The organism is Rhizobium sp. BK112, assembly GCF_014193215.1.
Classification (GTDB): domain Bacteria; phylum Pseudomonadota; class Alphaproteobacteria; order Rhizobiales; family Rhizobiaceae; genus Rhizobium; species Rhizobium anhuiense.
Genome location: NZ_JACHYZ010000002.1, coordinates 511,751 through 530,462, shown reverse-complemented (window position 1 = coordinate 530,462; position 18,712 = coordinate 511,751). Strand labels below are relative to the sequence as shown.

The window sequence follows — 18,712 nt, the reverse complement described above, 5'->3', positions numbered from 1 at the left end:
CTCACGCCGCACGGATAATGCCGACGAGATAGAGCGATCCCGTCACGAGAACCCATGCGCCCGATTCCGCGGCGCCGGCCAGTGCTTCTTGATAGGCCTCGAGCGGGTCCGGCACGACGATGCTCAGCAGCCCGAGGCTGTCTGCAATCGTCTTCAGCTGTTCCGGCGAACGCGATCTGGCGCCGACGGTGGTGAAGATGATCGACATGTCGTGGCGCGTCATCGTCGATAGCAAGCCTGCCGCGTCCTTGTCTTCCGCAATTGACACGACGGCAATGCACGGAGCGCGGTACTTTTCTTCCTGCGAGAGGTCGCTCAGAACCGCAGCAAGGTTGAAGGGAACATGCGCGCCGTCCAGCACCACGTTGACCTTATCGCCGTGGCTGGTGACGACGGCGATTTTTTCGAGCCGTCCCGGCAGGCGGGCAGCTTCGATCGTCGAGGGATCGAGGAGCTGTTCTCCAAGAGGCTCCGACATCGCGCTTGCGCCCTTTGTCATGACGCCCATTTTTCCGAGGACATCCAGAACCGCTCCCGCCACGGCAACATTCCGCTGCTCAATCGTTGCGTCGGCCGGCACGATGGGGCGTCGCACGGCACAGCCGAGTTCTGCTGCCCGGGCGGATACGACGGCGCCTGCCTCATCCGCCTCCGGCAGGAGTGTGACGACCGTTGTGCCGGGCTTTATGATTCCCGCCTTCTCGAAGGCAATGGCCGCGCGGGTTTTGCCGAGGATTTCGGTGTGCTCGAGATCGATATTGGTGATAACGGCGACATCGCTTTGAACGATATTGGTCGAGTCCCACCGCCCTCCAAGTCCGGTTTCGAGAACGGCCCACTCCACGCCTTCCATGCTGAAGATCAGCAAGGCCGAAACCGTCAGGATATCGAACCAGGTTGCTCCCTGCGCGGCTGTCGCCTCTCGCCTTGCGTCTTTGAATGCCGCCAGCGCTGCCCCAAGCGCGTCCGCCAAGCGCTCCTCGCCGACCGGACGGCCATCAATGCTGACGCGCTCGGTGATGTGCATGACATGCGGCGAGGCATACCGCCCGACGGAGAAGCCCGCCTGCGCAAGACCCGCCTCGACCAGGGCGCAAGTCGAGCCTTTGCCCTTGGTGCCGGCCACATGGACGATACGGAAGCTGTTCTGGGGATCGCCAAGCCGGTGAGCGAGATCGCGCATCGGCTCCAGATCGACCCGCATATCGCCGCGCGGGCGGCGTTCCCAATTCGTGAGTTGATCAAGTTCGGCTAGACAATTCGCAAGCCGTTCACTTTCGATGCGGGACGACATGGGGCACCTTCGCAAAAATGATCCAGATGCCCAGGCGAGCGGCCAAATTCCCACGCTCCCCGGTGGTATCCACCTTCATCGCCAGTCACGCAGACCTCGATGCTAGCATAGATGAGTCCGAAATCCAGAGCGGCGCTCGTGCGGTCCGCAAATTGCGCTTGGGGCACCTGGATGGAGACGCAGCTCAAAACCTGGGATCGGCTCGAACTTCGATTCTTGCGTTGCCGATGCACCGAGCTTCCGCCAGCCGCGCTTCGGTTATACCTTTCCTGCAGATTATAACCGGAGAAGGACGGGATTTCGGGCGGTTGAACTCGCTCCGGTGAATCCGGGGGAATTTTGGCTGAGATTCGTACAAACGAAAAACCCCGCCGAAGCGGGGTTTCTAGCTGGTCGGAGTGGAGTGATTCGAACACTCGACCCCCACGTCCCGAACGGAGGATGCTTCGGGAAAGCCCAATGAATCCGGGACCGGCGGTTTCTATATGTTCTCGCCTGTTCTAATTATGTCCAGCGAAGCGGTCCGCAATCGGTCCGCGCGGAGCCACCAGAGATGACCGACGACGAGAAACTGACTGTCATTGCGGAGGGCCTCGGCAAAATGCCGCTGAGGCTAATTTCTGCCGCATCAAGCAAAGCAATCGTTACCGAAATGTTGACCAGCATCCCTCTGGAGCCATCTGTAATAATTGATGGCTCCCTCTATGAAACGGAATTATTATGGTCCGATGGCACGGACTTCCGATATAAACTTCGTCCGGCACATGCTTCCGCTTTCGATTGACGACGCCACGCCGCACCTCAACCGATGCCACGGTGTCGAGCCAGACGTCGCCTATGGGCCGACCTCGGTCGTATCCTGTCCGAAATGCAAGAGGAAAGTCACCGTGAAGACGGCGCCGTTTTTTCGCGAAGGCGGCAACCAATGCGAACATCAGGCCTGGCGGGCCGCCTCGGCCTGGAATGCCATGCGAGACAGCCAAAGTTGAAGCCTCAGCTGCGCCTCGCCAGTTCCCGCTGGATGCGCAGCTCCTCACGAATGCGATCAAGTTCGGTGGCCATGAGCCCATCAACGCGCACCCGCTCTTTCGCGATCGCCGTCATATCTTCGAGATTTTCGTTCAGCCGGAACGCTTGATCCGTCAGTCGATTGAGCGCAGTAGGATCGACAATGATCGTCGCGACTTGCGCTGCGGCCGGGCTGTTGACCGGACCAGTGCGCTCGCCATTCATCAGGCCGAAGTATCGAGCCGCGAAGATGACGGCGAGGGTGGCACCGAAAACGATGAGCGCCGGCGTCGGGAGGTCAGCGAGTTTTTCCATTCCGTATTTCCCCCTGGTCATGAGCAGCGCGATGAATATTGACAAGCTCGCCAATTGCGAAAAGTGGATAGATGGCAAGCCATGTGCTCATGACATTGGAGGATGCGTAGCAATACGATATGCCTACCCAGATAAGGCAGCCAATGCCTGCGGACGCCTGCCGGATGACTGGCGTAACATTCTTTCTAGCCCCGTTGACGATTAAGCCAACGATGCGAAGCGCTCCCATAAGGACCATGCCCCATCCGAGCGTGTCGTCGTTCTGAAACACGGCACGGAACCCGATCCAGGCTGGCTGCTCGAATGAATTTCCGGGCAGCAGCAGGACGAAGCCCCACATGGCCGTATGAAAGGCCATGAACCACTCCATCATGCGCGGGCCGAAGCGATGCTGGATGCGTATCCAGATACCCGGCCCAATATAGGTTGGTGATGTCATCTTAACCCTAGTCGGAAGGTTCGTCGGGCACGATTGCTCCATCCCATCACTTGATAATAGGGACTCGGTGTCCGAGGGATGCGAGAAACCGGTCGCCCCGTTCGCAGCGGGTCGGCCGGTCGCTTGGTTGATCAAGCCACCTGCGGCAAGATCGGGTGGTTGACGTAACTTGCCAGGATCTTCGCCCGCAATGTCGGGTAGTCGACATCCTGGACGTTGATATTCCCGTCGATCGCCATGGACGCCATATACCCAGCGGCGGTGCCCTTCAGGGCCCCGGTCAACTCCAGGCGCTCCATATACCAGCAAAGGGCAGTCGACGAGGAAGCCCATGGGACGATGACATTCGTCTTGACCGAGGCGTCCGGAACGATTGCCGCCAGGGGGATGGGGGCAATCTTATCCGCACCGGCCACAAGGCCGCCCGGAACGGCACCCTGTGTATAGAGCAACCCACCAGAGACGACTTTCCATGGCGGGTGCTTATCACAGTCATACGAAGTGACGGCCACCGTCCTGTCGTCTCTGAGCGCGGAGCCGTCCGTCTTGCAGTAGTCCTGCGCCGTGGAGACGTAGCCGGTGTTCTTGAGCCTCCAGATCGGATCACGCTGATAGGGCCGGTTCGGCCAGAACAGCAGACCTGTGGGACCGGGGTTCAGGAAATTATGGGCGTCCAGGCCGAACGCTTGGAACTGCGTGACCAACGTGGATGGAATACGGATATCGGCGGAGTTGGAATGCCACCAGAACCAGCCGAGCTGATAATCGCGGAGATCGTCGATGACTGCCTGTCGCGCTGCCGCATTCGCTGCGGTGGCGTACCGGTAGCCGCTGCCGGGCAAGTCGGTGGATAGGCCGCCAGAACCATTGTTCACGTCCATCTTGTCGGTCGTGCCGCCAACAGCGAACTGCAGGATGGTCTGCGTGTTGGCAGGGTTGCCGATCGTGACGCTCGGATTTAGGACGTAGGCGCGCGCCGCTGTCTCGTAGCGGAGCGCGTTGTAGTTGCGATGCGGGTCGATCGTGGTGACGGGCACTCTGCGCGCCGGATCGTTCGTCATCGCCAAGCGGTAGTTCATGCTCTGGATGGATGGATCGGGGCCATCGACGGTCAAGCCGGGAAGTGGCATTTCGCCCTGGATATCCGGCAGCAGACCGGAGGCCGGATTGCCGTCTACAATGTACGGGCTGATGTCCGAACCATAGGGCTTGCTGAGGGCGCTGGAGCCTTTGTAGCCGTTGTTCGCTTCGGAACCAGACCCCGCCGCCTCGCTGCCCGTAATTGTCGGGATGCCCGGCGACATATGGATATACTCGCCGTCGTAGTCGGCCGCGATGAACTCCTTGGCGGTAAACGTTCGTCCGTCGTTCGTGACGACCGCCGTATCCTTGGTTCCATTCGCCGTGATGGAGGCGATACCCGTCGAGAAGTAGACGGGGATATCCATCCCAAGGATCAGCGTTCCGTTCGTTCGCGTCGGGTCAAGGCAGCGCCTGATGCCCTGGACAAACTGCCAGCACTCGACGGAGTTTCCGGTTTGCGTGTTGCTATCCGCACGATTGATGATGGTGCTGTTCACCCACGATGTGAGGTCGCGATAGAACCCTTTGCAGGCAGTGAACGCATAGCTATCGATATAAGCCAGCCCGTTCGTGGGCATGCCGCCGATATCCCATTCGGTTTTAGCAAGTGAGTCAAGAACGAGAATGGCGTCCTTGCCTTCTTCCTTGGCCGCCCTTGCCGAAGCAATTGCCGCCGGGTCTGCGCCATAAACCAAGACGTCGCAGTTGACTGTCGTGGGCGCCTTGCCGGCCTGATAGTATCTGACCATGCCGAAGCGGATTTTCAGATAGTAGTCCAGCAGCGCGGCGCTGATCTCCATGCACTGCGCATCACTCAAGGTGATATCGAAGATGGCGAAGAGGCCACAGTCGTGGGCCGATACCGCGCCGCCATTGATGCCACCAAGATGGATTGTCGGGTTGGTGGCAGGGGCGACATAGGTGACGCTGGGCGCCTCGCGCGTGATGCCGAAGGTATCGAGCTTGTTGGGCCGAATGCTATACATGCCCTGGCCAGGGGTTATATTAGTTGCCGCTGAGGCATAATTTGCCGCCTGCAGGCGGGCGTTGAACTTGTTGCTGGCATCTCGGATGTTCGCCCCGATGCCGTCGCCGCCTGCCGTCTGCGCCCCGAAGTCGCCGCTGGCGGCCCCGGTTGCTGTCCGGCTGTAGTAGAAGATCGTGAACTGGCCTTGGGCGAAGGACTGGAGGCCGATGCCGGTGTTGTATTTCGTGGTCGACGACCAGCCACCCCATCTGTCGTTCGCGGTGTATGTCGGCGTACCCGCACCCGTCAGGGTCAGATCGTTCGTTCCTGGGTGGAACTTGTTGACGCGCGAGTTGATCTCTGTCGGCGTATCCGGGGTGTACAGCCCCTTTGCGTTCGACATACTGACGCCGACGCCCTTGATGCGCGTGATGACCTCGTCGAAGGCCAGCTTCTGCGCATAGGACATCGGTATGCCGGCTGCCGTCTTTGCGGCGTTGAGTGCATCCGTCTCCGCCTGAAAAACGAAGGTCGGAAGAGATGGAGAGCCACCACCGCCCTGTGACGGGGTGCCGCCAGCCAGCCCTGGCAGCTTCGCCAACGAACGACGAAGCCGCACCGATTTCGCGAGGCCGCCCATTATGCGGCGACCCAGGCGATCTTGTCGCCGGCGTTGACATAGAAATCATGATCGTCACCATCTGCCGGCACATAGAACCTGGTCGTGTCGGGCGTCGAGCCGACCGCCTGCGAGGCATCCGGCGATTTGCCGAAGGCCACCCAGGAGTCAGCCGAGGCGCGGACGCGCGCCATCGGTCGACGATGGCCGCCACCCTGCGCACCCTGCGTCGTCGAGCCGGCGGACGCCAGCGTCTCGCTGCGCTGGCCGTCGATGAAGATCGCCTGCTTCGCGCTGTTGTAGCCGTCGCCGCCGGCATAACCCCAAGCGACATGAAGCCCTGAAAGTGCCATGGTCATTTCCTTTCGTGAGTGACAGGATGAAGTTTCGATCGCCGCCGGGCTGGCGGCGCAGGACTGCGCGTCAGATGTTTGATTTCACTTCGTCGCGTCGACCGCGGTCACGCATGCCTTGCGGCGCTCTTCGCCGATGTTTCGCGCCGTGCGGTCGGCCGACCAATTGTCGAAGATCTCCTGCTGCGACATGCCCCGGTCAGGTTTCGGCGAAAGCGGCGGCGTCTCCTTACGGCATTCGGGCGGCAGGATCGGCTTGACAGTCCGGGTAATGACGACGGGTTCCGGCCTGTCAGTCAGGGAGCATCCGGACGCGATCGCGGGAAAGGCCAGTAGCATTGCCATCAGGGAGGGCCGCATTTCTCTTCCTCAATTCCTCGAGCTGCTGGGAAGCGGCATTGACGCGATCGGTCGCCGCCGCCTGGATCTCGACGACGGCACTCGCCTGGTCGGCAATCCGCCTATTCGCCTCGGCATTGGCCTTTTCGACCTTTGCACTCCATTCCGCGTCGGAGAGCGCCTTGCCGCGCACCGCCGCCTCGTCGACCATGGAGCGGATCTCCCGGACGCCGAGCAGCACGATGGCCGCCAGTGCCAGCACCATGAGCAGCGCGGCGAGGCCGGCGACGACGGGCTTGGAAAGGCCAAACATCAGATCCCCTCGAGACAGAACTGACGTTCCTTCTGCCGGCGCCGGGTGAGGCCGGGAAAGACAATCCCGGCGGCGCGGTTCCACTTCAGAAGCGCCTCGCAGCCCTCGGCCGTCTTGCCCTGGTTGATGAGCTTTACTGCGCTCGAGCCGCAGGCAGCCTTGATGCCGACATTGTAGGCAAACGACGTGAGCGCCACGAAACGAGGATCCGGCAGCGGGACCTTCACGCAACCGTCAATGCCGGCAGCATAAGCCTGAAGTTCGAGCGAGAGCAGCGCCTTGCACTGCTCGACGCTCTTGCGGTCACCCGGCTTCACGCCGTTGGTGCTGCCGTAGCAGATCGTCCACGGCTGGCCTTGAGTGGCCGGATCGGGATAGGCGTTCTGCCGCAAGCCCTCGAACGATCCGACGAGCGCCACGGCCATGGCCGCAGCGGCACTACCCTTCTGCAGGCGGTTTGCCATTGAGGTCTCCTGATATTTTTCGCTGAAAAAAGATGCGGGCGACGATCGCCGCCGCGGCAAGAAGGCCGGTCACCATCTGCATGCCGAGTTGGATGTAGATGTTGTGCGATACCCAGGTCGCTGCGACGAAATTATAGATAGGCTCAAGGATGATGAGCAGCAGCGACAGGGCCATCAACCGCACCGACCAGGCACGCTTCAGCACCTCGCGCCAGTTGTGGACGAGCATTAGGGACTCCTGATGTTGTTCATTGCTTGGAGAGAGGCGCAATGCTAGATATTCAGCCCTTCAGCCACCAAACGCAGAGGATGCAACCTTGCTTTCGAAAGGTCGCCTATTGGGACTTGATGCAGTTCGCGGCCTTTGCGCGATCACCATCATGCTCTGCCATTACACATGGGAAATGGGCTTGGGGCCGCAGAACGCCGCAGGGACATACGGCGTCTATATTTTCTTCATCCTGTCGGGGTTCGCGCTTTACTACATGTATGGAACAGACGGATCGTCGAACATGGACACGCGAAGCTTTTACCTGGCCCGAATATTTCGGATCGTGCCGCTTTACGCTGCTGTCACTCTGTACTGCACGTTCACTGCCGGGCCTTCCGACACAAACATCGTGAATGGGCTGCTGAACACCACATTGCTATCTGGCCTTACTTTCCCCGGATACATGTCAATTGTCTCTGGCGGCTGGAGCGTGGGGATTGAGGCCGTATTCTACTTGATGTTCCCGTTTCTGCTGATTTTCAGGTCGGCCCTCTCGACTGCCGTCCTGTTTCTTGTCCTGCTTGTGATCAGCCGATTTTATGTCGGCGCAACTTTTAACATCAGCCCAATGCGCGAGAACAATTGGCTCTACTATACGCAGCCGGTCACCTTCATTTTGTACTTTGTCGGCGGGATCTTCATGGCGAAGGCGTTCCAGCCATCTCTGGCCGTGCCAGGCACACAATGGGTAAGAGCGGCGAGCATCGTCGGATTGATGCTGGTGACGTTTCTCGCGCCGCTGATCCTGGGGACGTCTCGAGAGCAACTTCTCAGCGGACCAATCTCGCTAGTGATGATCGCGGCGTCGCTGTTAATCGTCTGGGTCGCCGCGAACACCCGCCTTGACGGCGTCGCCGCTCGCTTGGCCACGTTTCTCGGTGAGATCAGTTTTGCACTGTACTTGCTGCACTATCCCGTTTTCGGGATTGTGAAATCAGCCATGCCGTCGGCACCGATCCTGTGGGTGGCAGTCTTATCCGCTCCGATCACAGTGCTGCTCGCAAAGCTCGTTCATGATTTTTACGAGCAGCCCATGCGTTCCCTGCAACGATTTTTCCGCGACAGCGATCGATCTGAGGTTCAAGCCGGCCAAGTAATGACCTCAAGTTCGGCCAGGAAACCAGCGACAGACGGCTGTGACCGTTCTCCCGACTGCACCTTTTCGAACTCAGCATAGCTGTAGGACCAAACCTGATCTCTCCACGCGATGAACGCAACGGCTTGCGCGGCCCACAGCGGGTTGGTGCTGTCCTTGTAGCTTGCCAGCGTCACGCCGTCATTGAACTGCTTGGATCGCGCAGTCTCATCGACGAGGCCCTGGATCGCGGTCTGATAGTCGACCACGGTCGGCGGAACAGGTTCTGGCGGTGTCCAGGCGACAAGAACCATCTCGCCCGTCTGCAAGTCTATCTCTGCGCGTTGAGCCATATCAAAATTCCCATGTGATGGTGGCAGAGCCGGCGTCGAATGTGTCGCTGCCGGTCGTTGTCAGGCGGATGCGATCGAGAACGGCGGCAAGCGCCTTCGCACCCGCCATGATATGAAAGCGCGACGCGGCGGGAGCAGCGGCATGCCCCGTGGCTAACCACTTATTATTCGTTGCGTCGATAAGCTCGAGAGTGATCCTGCCAGTAATAAGATCCGACGCAGCACCCGGAATGCCCAACTCCAGACTGGATGTCGGACCTGCTTGCGCGCCCGTGCCCGAGGCGCTCGTGTTTGCAAACCCGCCAGTGTAGCCGGTTGTCTCCACCCCGGAGCTCGTCCCAAGCTGGATCACTATCCCTGCCGTGCCATTCGTGCTGATGGCGTCCAGATCTATGGACACCCGACGAACGCCAGATGGAATGCCTGTAAAGTCGACGGATGCGGCAGAGGGAAGCGTAACTTTTGAAGCTACCGTCATTCCCAATGTAATGTTGCGATCCGGAATGCTGATCGCTCTGTTTTGCCCTGCCGTGATGGCGGTATTGTCGAAGTGCGCTATCTTTGTGGGCGCCGCCGAGGGAGCAAAAGACAGATCTTGAATGACTCCGCTCATAATGGCGCCAGGTCGCGTGATGTCGCCGGTCGCAATATCGATCGTCTCAAGAAGGCGATCATTCGTGCCGTCGTAAAGATACTTTTTCAGTTTCCCTGCCGTGGCGGTCGAAATCCAGATCGTGCCCGCCACAGCATAAGCTGGGCGAGCAGATCCAGAGTGCGCCGACAGAAGCGCATCCATGCTGTCATCGATTCTGGTCGCCATCGTGGTTGGCGTCGCCGGGCCGCTGAGCGGCACCGACCAAGATGTTGCTTGGCTCATTGTAGAGTCCCGTATCCTTTTGCGACGTAGTCGAGCGTTCGCGAGATTGCGGCGCCGGCTGCATTCTTGAATATGATGGTGAAGCCCGTTTCGTTTTTGCTGGTGATTTCGTAGTAGTCGCCGGTGGCCAGGCCCTGAGCGGCGATCGAGACACCCTGCAGATGCTTGAAGGCTGGATTGAACGCTATCGCGACGCCGCCAGTGCCGATCACCAGATCGTTTCCGGCGATCACCCTGTCCGGCATGTCGATCGTGACCGTCAGCCCATCTACAACCGGCGAGACATCGTTCTGACTGCTCTCGAGGAGAGCTCGAAAGCGGAAGCCGCGCGCCGAAACATCGCCGGTGACCAGCGTTGCCCAGTCGGACCAAACTGGTGTCCCGCCCGGATCGTCATCGGTCACCGAGATTTCGAGAGACACATTCCAAGAGCTGCCGACATCGCCGAAGAAGTCTTCAGGGTCGAATGCATCTGTCAGCGCGAAGAAGTCATCGCTGAAAGACTCGCCATGCGCGTCGATCTCGGCTGAAATGCGCGATGTATAGATATCGCCCAGGTCAACCGTATCGACGAAGTAGTAGTATCCTGATGGCAGAAATTTATCTTCCGGCAGGAAGAAATCATCAACCTCGAAGAAGTCATTCAGATCGAAGACATCAGAGCCGACATCAAGAATAAGAGCAACACCGTTGTAGTAGGTGCCGTCTTTAGTTCCAACAAACGGCGCAACCTCTTGAGCGGCCTCCACGGCATTGAAACTGGTAAGGCCATCTATTGTGCTGACGATCACCGCCGGATTTGCGGATTGAAGACCCGAATAACTGACCGCCTTGATCAGATATGTGCCGCGTAGCGGCGCTACCTGCGCCTGCGATCCGGCGGCCTGCGACCGCAAAATCGATGCGGACTGCCATGTTATCAATGCCGACGGCACAGGCGAGTACCGGATCTCGTAGTGAGATATCCCCGTATCGGCGCTGATCGCATCCCACGTTAGGGTTGCCAAGTCACCAGTCACCGCAATAGCAAAGCCCGTTACATCCGCTGGAGCGGTTGCGAAGATGGCGGCAGCTACAGTCTCATTCAGCCATCCCGACAACTGACCATTTGCGAAAATCGCCCGAATCCGAATGCTGTAAGCGCCGGGATCGAGTGCGCGCAGCTCCACCTGGGGCGCGCCGACAGTGATGGCATTCGACCAATTGGTCGTTCCCTTCACGGCATACTGAACGATGTATTCCGTAACCTTGCCGATCTCTGGAGCGACCCAAGACAACATCAGAGCCGACGTCGGTGGCGCTGTTGTCCAAATGCTTTCCACCGAAGACAATGCCGTCGGCGCATAGGAGCGATAGTCCACCAAGGCCGGCGTGCCCGTCTGGAAAGGCGGGATGGTTCCGGTGTCGGCCGTCAAGATCGCCGGCGCATCGTCGACGAGTTCCAACTTGGCCGACAGGTCAGCCTGCGGCGCGATGCTCTTGACGCGGAGAACAACGCTCTCCATGCCGTTCTCGCCGAACTGCACCAAATCTCCAACCGAAGGCAGCGCGCCCGTGTCGGAGAACGTGAAGGCGGTGAACTCGCCGTCCACGCCCGCAACGGTGCGAACCAACGACGTTCCGTCGGCCAGTCTGAACCGCATCGAGTATGCCTTGCCGCTCTCCATTGAGAACGTATCGTCGAGCGTAACGCCGCCCGCAGAGACCGTCTTGACGCGCGCCGCCCCCAGCCCCCATAGCACCACGTCATGATTGACGCGCACCCGGTCGCCCCTGGTGCAGACCAGATGCTCGAAGTCGGTCGTCAGCGTGTAAGTTTCGCGCTGCAGACGAAGTTGCGCGATGTGGTAGCGGCCGTGACGCCAGATCAGCTTGGTGTCCGTGACGCCCGGGAAGTCGAGGCCTTCGAACTTCGTTGCATTGGCCGCCGTGTATCCATCATCATAGACAACGCGCTCGTCGTTGAGGTAGTTGTTATCTCGATTGATGAAGTTGACGCGGAAGCCATGGGGCAGGTCCGCATAGGCCCTTGTCGAAGAGAAGCCGGACGAGTTGCGCGGTGTGAAATGCTGCACGATGTCGGACCCGGCAACATCCCAAACAACGCCCCACTTGCCATCTCGGAACGAAACGGAAGCTCTACCAGCTGCGGCGATTTGGGTCAGGCGGTCGTAGACCGACACCTGATCGGCCGCCACCAGATCGAACGTGAAGCCCTGCGCTTCGCAGTATGCATGCCAGTCCTCAATGCTTTGCAGATCAATGGAAGCATCAGCAACGGGACGGGCGTTTGCGTTGCCTTGCAGCACTTGCCTGAAGTGGTCTGCCGGATTCCGGGTAACCTGGTTGGACGCCCATGAAATGCCATTCCAGGATCGGATACGCGGGCTAACGATGCAGTTGAGCTGATTGACCGTGCCGTTGAGCTCATTCGTAGCCTTGATTCTCAAGGCGATCAGCGTCAGCGGCTTGCTGAAGCTGATCACTGGCTCATTGCGGCGACCACGAACAGCCGTCCAGTAGGCCGTTTCAGATACGGTATCGTCGCCAGAGTAATCTGCCGATGATTTCCAAAGGCGCACGTCATATTGGCCACGGGGCACCGCCACGGAGAGCGAGCGCCTGACTGCTTGCGCAGAGGCGGCCACGACAGAAATAGTGCCCATAGCCACCCACGCGCCGCTATCGGCCACCGCGTAGTGTACTTCGATGTTAACGCCGTAATGGACTCTCTCGCCGTTCTTCTTCTTGTACCGATAGACCCCATTTGGAAAGCTGACGTCGACCGATATTTCATCGACATTGTCGGCCGTCGTGCGCTGAATCCACCCGCTGGCGCTATCGAGCAGGACGGAGACGCTCTCCTCGTACACCGGCTTGGTGTAGAGCGTCGGAGACTGGGTCAGGTGGTTGGTGATGATCTCATAGGTGGCCTCTTCGAACTTGCTGATCGGCGTCTCGGCGATTTTAAGGTCGCTTATGTCGACGGGACCGTAGCCGACGCAGAAAAGCTGCCGCAGGTATTGGTCGTCACCTACGATCTCGGTGTAGTCACCGGCCGCCTTGGGGGGCGAGATACGATGGACACCGAAGATTTCTGGCACCGCGCCATACTGCAAGTTCTCGTTTTGCGCGCCACCAATGGAATAAAGCGTCTTCGTGTTGTCGGCCGCTTGCTGTTTTGGTTTGGCAACCGGAAACAGAGCATTAATCACCAATGAGCCAACGACAGTCAGGCCGGCGCCGATCAGACCGGTTACCGCGGCGCCGGCAGCTGTGCCGACCAAGGCTGGCGCGAGCACGCCGAGAAGGTATGGCGCAAAAATCGCCGCGGCTATCGACACAATGGCGCCAAGAATGCTCTTAAGCATCCCCTTGCCGGGCACCTTCACGATCGCGACAGAGGCACCAGCCTTGACCCGCACGCGCGGCCAGTTTGCCTGGTTGATCGAGTGGCCGTTGATCGTGATGTACAGCCTCGACGGTTCGACTTCGCAAAAGTCTAAGATCTCGGCGACAGAAAGGCAGGCCGGCACGCGTATGTGCTCGCGATGCTGGCGCAGTGGCGAGCGACGCAGATAAACGTCTACGCCTTCGCCCGGCGCGAAGATCTCAACCGGCGCCGGCGCCGATACTAGTTGCATTGATCTGCCCTATTGATTGAGCCGGTAGAACCCGGAAATTCGACTTCGCCAGCGCATGTCGCCCATGCGCTGGATGACGGACGGATCATCCGGCCCTTCGCTGTGAAGCATTCGGCCTTGACCGAGAAAGACGCCTACATGGCTGTCATGCCGGCCCGCTCGCATCAGCACACAGTCGCCGAAAACAGGTGCGTCGACTTGCCGCCAGTTTTTCTCACATTCCTCGGCGATCAACGGGCCGATATCCCCGCGGCGGAACTCCCTGGCATCCATCTCGGCGGAATATGCCGGCACCGGAGTGCCGAGCATATCTCGATAGAAGAGGAACAGGATGCCCCAGCAGTCCGCGCCGGCGTATTCGCGCCCGTGAGCCACATATGGAATCCCGACAAAGTCGCTCGCTGTCTTGGACATGATCAAAATAGACCAGGGAAGCTGCCAGGCGTGAAAAGCTGCGCCGGGTGTGGCTCATTGATGAGCGCATCCGCGACCAGCGTGGCGGAGATCCTGCCATCGTCCATAGTCACATCCGAAAGCTGAAGTGCCGGCAGCTGGATCTCGATCGTGCTTAAATCACTGGCCAGGACGAGTTCGACCTTGATGTCCGCCGGCGTCGCAATGCTTCGCAGAATCGTAACCAGGGACCGGTCCGTGTTGTCCATGCTAAGTTGGACACGCGGCGGGCTATCGCTATCGTCGTCAGGCAGGGTGAACTCGAACGGCAAGAAGAGGTATTCATTGCCTCGGCTGTTCGTCCCATAGATGAGCGGGTCGTCGGAAAGCCGTTCGGTTGGATCACTCGACAGGTAGATCGGCGTGCCGAGGTCCTCATGCGTCACAGTAAGGAGACAAATTACGACCTCGTCCGTTTCCTGGGCATAGACGACCTCACGGAACCGATCGCTTACATTCCGGCTCATGGCAGCACCTCGAGTGCGATTTGAACACGCCAGTCGATGCCGACCGAGGAGATCGACGCCGGCTGGCGCATTCTCACCAGCAACGGCGAACCGCCATGCGGATCAGGGAAAGTGAAGGCGAGCGCGCGGTCCTTGATGTCATCGGTCACGAAGTCAATGAACGCTTGATATTGCGCCTCGATCATCATCATGCTGCCGGTGATCGGCCGGACATTCGCTGTCGTGCGCCGGCGCACCTTGGCAGGCCCGACAGAGACATTAGAGGCGAGCAGATTGTCAGCTCCCTCTTCAGAGTAACCGTCTTGCAGGAATTCTTGCGGCAGGCCTGCGGGCCAGGAGGGAACTGTCATCGACGTGCAAGGCCTTCCGAAAGACCGAATTGCGACTTCACGGCACGGCGCGAGCGCGTTCCAGGCGTGCTCAGATTCGAGGCGACGGCCTCGTCGATAATGACATCGAACTGCAGCCCGTCATTCGTATCGCGCCGCTGTGCTTTCACGCTCGACCCGTTGTTGTTGACCACGTTGAAATTCACATTCACATTCGCCGCGCTCCTGGCGCCGGAAAGCAATGCTTCGGTTTTTTGATTCGGCACCACCTTCGAGCCGCGCGGCAGGTTCACCAGCTCACGGCCGCGCTCCCCGACCATTGCAACGCCACCAGGCGCGAAGTCAGTGCCTTCGGCAAAGCCGCGAATGAGGAAGCTGCCAAGCGTCGTATTCGGCGCCCACATCGAGCTCGTCGGCGAAATGCCTCCGAATAGGCTCCCAAGGCTACCAAGGAAGCTTGATGGACTGTTGGCACCGTTCGCCGCCGCCACCAGCTGCTGGGAGAATTGGCCGAGGCCGCCACCAAGATTGGTCAACCCCTGCGCAGCAGTGTTGACGGCCGGCGCCATGTTGCTGAGTCCACCACCCAAGCCATCGAGACCTTTGGTGGCAACGCCGGCAGAAGAGCTCAGCTTGTTGACCGCATCGGCGGCGCTTTCCATGTTCTGGTTAGCACCGATCCCCTGCCACTTGCTGATCCCAGCCTTGCCTGCCCCATACCATGCGCCCCAGCCGTTTTTGGAGGCATAGTCGAGCGCGAAATCGATGCCGGCAGGACCATTGGCGGCGATGGCCGGATCAAGTCCAGTCTTCGACATGAAGGCATTCCCAAGGCCGCCGCCCTTATAGAGCTGGAATGGTCCAAAAGATGCTTCCCGCACCCCGTTCTTCACATAGTTGGACTGCAGGTTCCAACTGCTCAGCCCACCTTCAGAGCGAGCAACAGCGAGTGCGATGCTCGGGTCGATCCCGCGCTGCGTCGCCGCTTGCGCGATGTAACTGGCCACATCGCCGAGAGGAGCACGCGTGACGGGCGTCACCGGAGCCGTCCCGACGTTGTCGTTTACGGCACCGAGAAGCTTTCCAAGCGTTGTATTGGCCGAGAAATTGTCGTTGGCTGCAATTTTACCGATGCCCAGGCTGCCGAGCAGTCCGCCGCTCGACCCCGTACCAACGATCGCATTGACGAACTGTTCGAACAGCCGGTCCGTCACCTTCGCTAGAACATTGTTGAGCGCGTTCAGGATCGCATTACCGAGCGCCTCGCCGATGCTGTCACCTTGCATCAATCCGTCGCGGAAATCGGTGAAGAAGCCGCGCACGCCATCGCGCAGTTCCTGAATCCGCATGTTGTCACGCATCACCTGCGCTTCCTGCGACATCAGGTCGACCGGCAAGCCGGCTCCGCGCTGCCGGGAGGCGATCTGCTGATCTTCAGACGAACGGAAGATTTGCTCGCGCTCGAACTGCAGATCATTTGCCAGCTTGGCACGGTTATAGGCGTCGGTCAGCTTGCCAAGTTCCTGCGCCTTCTGGCGGATCAACTCCAGTTCGGATTGGTCGACGTCGACGCCATTTTTTGCCGCCTCGATACGCAACGCCGAAGTCAGCTCATATTCCTTGCGCAGCGCAACAACTTCGCCGCCGGTCTTGCCAATCAGGTCGATTTCCGTCTGCTGGTCCTGCACCATTCGCTGCATGTTCTGCGCACGATCGCGCTGCGCCTCCAGCAGTTGATGTTCGGCGGCAATTCTTGCTTGCATGCCCGCGAGATCGATCCTGTAGTCGCGATCCGTCGTGCTTTCCCTTTCGTTGAACTGCGCAGCCGCGGAGGCGCGCGCCGCAGCCTCGCGCTCGGCTGGAGAGCGCGCAGCAGCCTCCTGCCTGATGGCGGCGAGGCGGTTCTGCTGTTGCTGAAAGAGCGATGGCGTCCGGTCGGCCTGAGCCTGCGCATCGCGAATGGGACTGAAGACGCCCAACGGATCTAGCGGCGGCAAGGTGCCGATCTGCGTCAGAAGATCCTTGGTTTTTGTGATCTCTGTATTGATCTGCAGAAACTGCTGGGCAGCCTTGAGGATTTTGTTGCCAAACTCCTCGTACTGAGGGTTAACCTTCGAGATTTCCGAGATCGTATCAATGAACTTCTCCCCCTCGATCCGGCCGCTGCGAATGCCGCTGTCGAGCCCGCGGAATGCGTCCTCAAACGGCTTGTAATCTGGAGAGAGATTGAAGAACGCCTGCCCACCTTTGCCAGGGGTCTGCATGGTGCCAAACTGTTCGCGCAACTCGCGCGCCGCCTGCACCTGCAGCTTCTGCTGCTCGGCGAGGCTACCAATCGTCGATGCCCGCGAAACAGCCCGGTCCGCATCCGAATAGGACCGTGCGCTACGTTCTGCCACGCCGTAGGCTTCGGCCAGTGCTTTCACGTTGGCCTGATGCTGTTGCAGCAGCTGGTCGGCATTCTTCAGCGAGGTTTCGCTGCTCTTGGCGTACATGATCGCCGCTGCACCGGCCGCACCCAATGCAAGCGGCAGTGCGCCGATACTGGATACGGCTACCGTCGCGACAGAGGCCACATCGCTGAGAGCGGCTTTAACGCCTCCTTGACCCGCATATAGCTGGGCAATCTGCGGGCCTTGCTGCGCTGCAATTATGCTGAGCGGCGTGCCTGATGCGATACCTTGACTTATGTCGAAGGCCTGGTAGCCGAGGATCTGGCGGCGACCCTGCGCAGAGTTGTCGTTTGCGCCCTTTTTCTGCTCTTCGTTCAGTCGCTCATGCGCAAGACGAACCTTGTCCAGTTGCTCGACCTGCTGGTTACGCAGACGAAGAACCTGCTGCTCAGCCTCCTGCTGGGTCGTAACACCCTGAAGGACGGCGCGGTTGATCACCTGCAGGGACCGCGTCATTTCGGATTCGAGCTTCAGCTGCGCAGCAAGAACCGGATCAGTCTTCGATCGGAGCCGGTCATAAGCCGCAGCCGTCCGCTCGATCGACTGCGGCAGCTGGTTTTCATAGATGCGCATTGACTGCTGGATAGCAGCAGTCGCCTTCGCCTGCGCAGCCGCGGCACGCTCGCCGAGGTGATCATAAGCGAGAGCCACACGGCGCTCGCCAGCCTCGACGCCAGAGGCATCGATAACAAGCTCGACAATCTTGCGATCGCGTTGATCAGCCATCGTCGTCTAGATCCGTTTCCTTGGCATCGAGGTAGAGATTGTCGAGGGTTTCAATCACCTCGACTTCCCATGGGGCGAGCCGCATGCGCGTCATGCGGTTAAAGGCTTCAATATCCGACCATCCGATCGGTTCGGGGCCGGCAAATCCGACGCCCTTGCGGCGGCGGATGCGATGATAAGCTGTCCAGAGATAGGCGAGAGGCTGGGGAAAGGACGGAAGCTTTATTTCCGCCTCCAGCTTCGCCCTTTTCTCCGGATTCCGGGTCCGCTTCAGCAGAGCTTTCACCCGATCAAAATGCGTCACCCCGTCCTTGCCGACGATGTTCAGCGCAAAGCGGCGCTCGGCGAAAGCGATCAGCTCGTCGCAGAGCGCGGTGTAAAAGCCTTGTCTTCCACCAGCCAATCGACGATCTGCGAATAGGCCCAGCCCATCTCCGGCTTGATCAGAAGTTCACTGGCCTTCGAGACGTCATAGAGAACGCCGCCGATCTTAATGGGCGTCCAGTCGACGATCCGTGCGACGACCCACGCGACGTTATCGCGCCGTGCCTCTTCGGGCGAGATCTCGTCCGGCTTATACTTCTTACCGTTGACCTGGGCGCTCTCGATTTGCTTCTGCTTGAGCAGGCCCTTGCGGGCTGCCGCGTCGCTCCATGCGATCGACTTTTCATGCGATGGGCCGGCCAGAGTGACTTTCCAGCCGGTCGGCGTGCCGTTTCGCTCGATTTCGATGACGGCGACATCCGTGGGCAGAAAGCCGTCGAGTTCAACTGCATTGTCCATTGTATCTGTCCTTTTCTCGGGAAGGAGAGCGGAGGGGCGCCGAGAAACGCCCCTCCGCATTGCGCGCAATTTTTAATCGGCTTCTCG

At 59.6% G+C, this 18,712-nt stretch carries 18 protein-coding genes and 1 riboswitch; of the genes, 2 read left to right on the top strand and 16 right to left on the bottom strand.

From position 1 onward, the window contains the following. Nucleotide 1 precedes the first annotated feature (1 nt). Nucleotides 2-1,294: a bifunctional folylpolyglutamate synthase/dihydrofolate synthase gene (locus FHT75_RS07905; protein ID WP_183844699.1), complete on the bottom strand. Its 1,293-nt coding sequence runs from the start codon at nucleotides 1,292-1,294 to the stop codon at nucleotides 2-4. Between the two features lie 21 nt (nucleotides 1,295-1,315). Then, a riboswitch (ZMP/ZTP riboswitch) is annotated at nucleotides 1,316-1,393 on the bottom strand. Nucleotides 1,394-1,847: 454 nt separating this feature from the next. On the opposite strand from FHT75_RS07905, the gene FHT75_RS07900 reads away from it, so the two are divergent. Continuing rightward, the gene (locus tag FHT75_RS07900) at nucleotides 1,848-2,078 is read left to right on the top strand and encodes a hypothetical protein (RefSeq protein WP_183851508.1); all 231 of its coding nucleotides are present in this window, start codon (nucleotides 1,848-1,850) and stop codon (nucleotides 2,076-2,078) included. A gap of 209 nt (nucleotides 2,079-2,287) precedes the next feature. Here FHT75_RS07900 and FHT75_RS07895 read toward each other — a convergent pair whose 3' ends face one another. The 7 genes from FHT75_RS07895 to FHT75_RS07865 all read right to left on the bottom strand — a co-directional run bounded on the left by FHT75_RS07895 (nucleotide 2,288) and on the right by FHT75_RS07865 (nucleotide 7,423). After that, nucleotides 2,288-2,617, bottom strand: a complete 330-nt coding sequence (locus FHT75_RS07895; protein WP_183851507.1) for a hypothetical protein — start codon at nucleotides 2,615-2,617, stop codon at nucleotides 2,288-2,290. Further along, the gene (locus FHT75_RS07890) at nucleotides 2,601-3,056 is read right to left on the bottom strand and encodes a hypothetical protein (RefSeq protein ID WP_183851506.1); all 456 of its coding nucleotides are present in this window, start codon (nucleotides 3,054-3,056) and stop codon (nucleotides 2,601-2,603) included. The genes FHT75_RS07895 and FHT75_RS07890 overlap by 17 nt, the downstream gene beginning before the upstream one ends. A gap of 131 nt (nucleotides 3,057-3,187) precedes the next feature. After that, on the bottom strand, nucleotides 3,188-5,746 hold the full coding sequence (locus tag FHT75_RS07885) for an FAD-dependent oxidoreductase (protein WP_183851505.1): 2,559 nt from the start codon (nucleotides 5,744-5,746) through the stop codon (nucleotides 3,188-3,190). Next, entirely contained in the window at nucleotides 5,746-6,078 is a 333-nt protein-coding gene (locus tag FHT75_RS07880) for a hypothetical protein (RefSeq protein ID WP_183851504.1), read from the bottom strand. Before FHT75_RS07880 ends, FHT75_RS07885 begins: the two co-directional genes overlap by 1 nt. 292 nt (nucleotides 6,079-6,370) lie before the next feature. Continuing rightward, on the bottom strand, nucleotides 6,371-6,730 hold the full coding sequence (locus FHT75_RS07875) for a hypothetical protein (protein ID WP_183851503.1): 360 nt from the start codon (nucleotides 6,728-6,730) through the stop codon (nucleotides 6,371-6,373). Next, nucleotides 6,730-7,194, bottom strand: a complete 465-nt coding sequence (locus tag FHT75_RS07870) for a lysozyme (RefSeq protein ID WP_183851502.1) — start codon at nucleotides 7,192-7,194, stop codon at nucleotides 6,730-6,732. Before FHT75_RS07870 ends, FHT75_RS07875 begins: the two co-directional genes overlap by 1 nt. Next, nucleotides 7,169-7,423 (bottom strand): hypothetical protein, encoded by a 255-nt coding sequence (locus FHT75_RS07865; RefSeq protein WP_183851501.1) that lies wholly within the window; start codon nucleotides 7,421-7,423, stop codon nucleotides 7,169-7,171. Before FHT75_RS07865 ends, FHT75_RS07870 begins: the two co-directional genes overlap by 26 nt. Nucleotides 7,424-7,511: 88 nt before the next feature. Here FHT75_RS07865 and FHT75_RS07860 point away from each other — a divergent pair, with 88 nt between their 5' ends. Beyond that, entirely contained in the window at nucleotides 7,512-8,642 is a 1,131-nt protein-coding gene (locus tag FHT75_RS07860) for an acyltransferase family protein (RefSeq protein ID WP_183851500.1), read from the top strand. A gap of 252 nt (nucleotides 8,643-8,894) precedes the next feature. On the opposite strand, the gene FHT75_RS07855 is transcribed toward FHT75_RS07860, so the two are convergent. Genes FHT75_RS07855 through FHT75_RS07820 form a run of 8 tightly spaced genes read right to left on the bottom strand, consistent with a single transcriptional unit; the run spans nucleotide 8,895 to nucleotide 18,625 of the window. Then, nucleotides 8,895-9,770 carry a hypothetical protein gene (locus FHT75_RS07855; RefSeq protein ID WP_183851499.1) on the bottom strand — a complete coding sequence of 292 codons (876 nt, stop codon included), beginning with the start codon at nucleotides 9,768-9,770 and terminating at the stop codon, nucleotides 8,895-8,897. Next, entirely contained in the window at nucleotides 9,767-13,414 is a 3,648-nt protein-coding gene (locus FHT75_RS07850) for a host specificity factor TipJ family phage tail protein (RefSeq protein ID WP_183851498.1), read from the bottom strand. Before FHT75_RS07850 ends, FHT75_RS07855 begins: the two co-directional genes overlap by 4 nt. 9 nt (nucleotides 13,415-13,423) lie before the next feature. After that, a complete protein-coding gene (locus tag FHT75_RS07845) occupies nucleotides 13,424-13,828 on the bottom strand; it encodes a C40 family peptidase (protein WP_183851497.1) in 405 nt (134 codons plus the stop codon). Between the two features lie 2 nt (nucleotides 13,829-13,830). Further along, entirely contained in the window at nucleotides 13,831-14,334 is a 504-nt protein-coding gene (locus FHT75_RS07840) for a DUF1833 family protein (protein ID WP_183851496.1), read from the bottom strand. Beyond that, nucleotides 14,331-14,684, bottom strand: coding sequence for a hypothetical protein (locus FHT75_RS07835; protein ID WP_183851495.1), 354 nt, complete (start codon nucleotides 14,682-14,684; stop codon nucleotides 14,331-14,333). The genes FHT75_RS07840 and FHT75_RS07835 overlap by 4 nt, the downstream gene beginning before the upstream one ends. Continuing rightward, nucleotides 14,681-17,842, bottom strand: coding sequence for a phage tail length tape measure family protein (locus FHT75_RS07830; protein ID WP_183851494.1), 3,162 nt, complete (start codon nucleotides 17,840-17,842; stop codon nucleotides 14,681-14,683). Before FHT75_RS07830 ends, FHT75_RS07835 begins: the two co-directional genes overlap by 4 nt. Then, nucleotides 17,835-18,245, bottom strand: coding sequence for a hypothetical protein (locus tag FHT75_RS07825; protein WP_183851493.1), 411 nt, complete (start codon nucleotides 18,243-18,245; stop codon nucleotides 17,835-17,837). Before FHT75_RS07825 ends, FHT75_RS07830 begins: the two co-directional genes overlap by 8 nt. Continuing rightward, nucleotides 18,197-18,625 carry a hypothetical protein gene (locus FHT75_RS07820; RefSeq protein WP_183851492.1) on the bottom strand — a complete coding sequence of 143 codons (429 nt, stop codon included), beginning with the start codon at nucleotides 18,623-18,625 and terminating at the stop codon, nucleotides 18,197-18,199. The genes FHT75_RS07825 and FHT75_RS07820 overlap by 49 nt, the downstream gene beginning before the upstream one ends. Nucleotides 18,626-18,712: the final 87 nt, after the last annotated feature.

What these genes read in the sequence shown, in the direction of transcription:
- FHT75_RS07905 (WP_183844699.1), bottom strand. Translation starts at nt 1,294, where the DNA reads ATGTCGTCCCGCATCGAAAGTGAACGGCTTGCGAATTGTCTAGCCGAA.
- FHT75_RS07900 (WP_183851508.1), top strand. Translation starts at nt 1,848, where the DNA reads ATGACCGACGACGAGAAACTGACTGTCATTGCGGAGGGCCTCGGCAAA.
- FHT75_RS07895 (WP_183851507.1), bottom strand. Translation starts at nt 2,617, where the DNA reads ATGGAAAAACTCGCTGACCTCCCGACGCCGGCGCTCATCGTTTTCGGT.
- FHT75_RS07890 (WP_183851506.1), bottom strand. Translation starts at nt 3,056, where the DNA reads ATGACATCACCAACCTATATTGGGCCGGGTATCTGGATACGCATCCAG.
- FHT75_RS07885 (WP_183851505.1), bottom strand. Translation starts at nt 5,746, where the DNA reads ATGGGCGGCCTCGCGAAATCGGTGCGGCTTCGTCGTTCGTTGGCGAAG.
- FHT75_RS07880 (WP_183851504.1), bottom strand. Translation starts at nt 6,078, where the DNA reads ATGGCACTTTCAGGGCTTCATGTCGCTTGGGGTTATGCCGGCGGCGAC.
- FHT75_RS07875 (WP_183851503.1), bottom strand. Translation starts at nt 6,730, where the DNA reads ATGTTTGGCCTTTCCAAGCCCGTCGTCGCCGGCCTCGCCGCGCTGCTC.
- FHT75_RS07870 (WP_183851502.1), bottom strand. Translation starts at nt 7,194, where the DNA reads ATGGCAAACCGCCTGCAGAAGGGTAGTGCCGCTGCGGCCATGGCCGTG.
- FHT75_RS07865 (WP_183851501.1), bottom strand. Translation starts at nt 7,423, where the DNA reads ATGCTCGTCCACAACTGGCGCGAGGTGCTGAAGCGTGCCTGGTCGGTG.
- FHT75_RS07855 (WP_183851499.1), bottom strand. Translation starts at nt 9,770, where the DNA reads ATGAGCCAAGCAACATCTTGGTCGGTGCCGCTCAGCGGCCCGGCGACG.
- FHT75_RS07850 (WP_183851498.1), bottom strand. Translation starts at nt 13,414, where the DNA reads ATGCAACTAGTATCGGCGCCGGCGCCGGTTGAGATCTTCGCGCCGGGC.
- FHT75_RS07845 (WP_183851497.1), bottom strand. Translation starts at nt 13,828, where the DNA reads ATGTCCAAGACAGCGAGCGACTTTGTCGGGATTCCATATGTGGCTCAC.
- FHT75_RS07840 (WP_183851496.1), bottom strand. Translation starts at nt 14,334, where the DNA reads ATGAGCCGGAATGTAAGCGATCGGTTCCGTGAGGTCGTCTATGCCCAG.
- FHT75_RS07835 (WP_183851495.1), bottom strand. Translation starts at nt 14,684, where the DNA reads ATGACAGTTCCCTCCTGGCCCGCAGGCCTGCCGCAAGAATTCCTGCAA.
- FHT75_RS07830 (WP_183851494.1), bottom strand. Translation starts at nt 17,842, where the DNA reads ATGGCTGATCAACGCGATCGCAAGATTGTCGAGCTTGTTATCGATGCC.
- FHT75_RS07820 (WP_183851492.1), bottom strand. Translation starts at nt 18,625, where the DNA reads ATGGACAATGCAGTTGAACTCGACGGCTTTCTGCCCACGGATGTCGCC.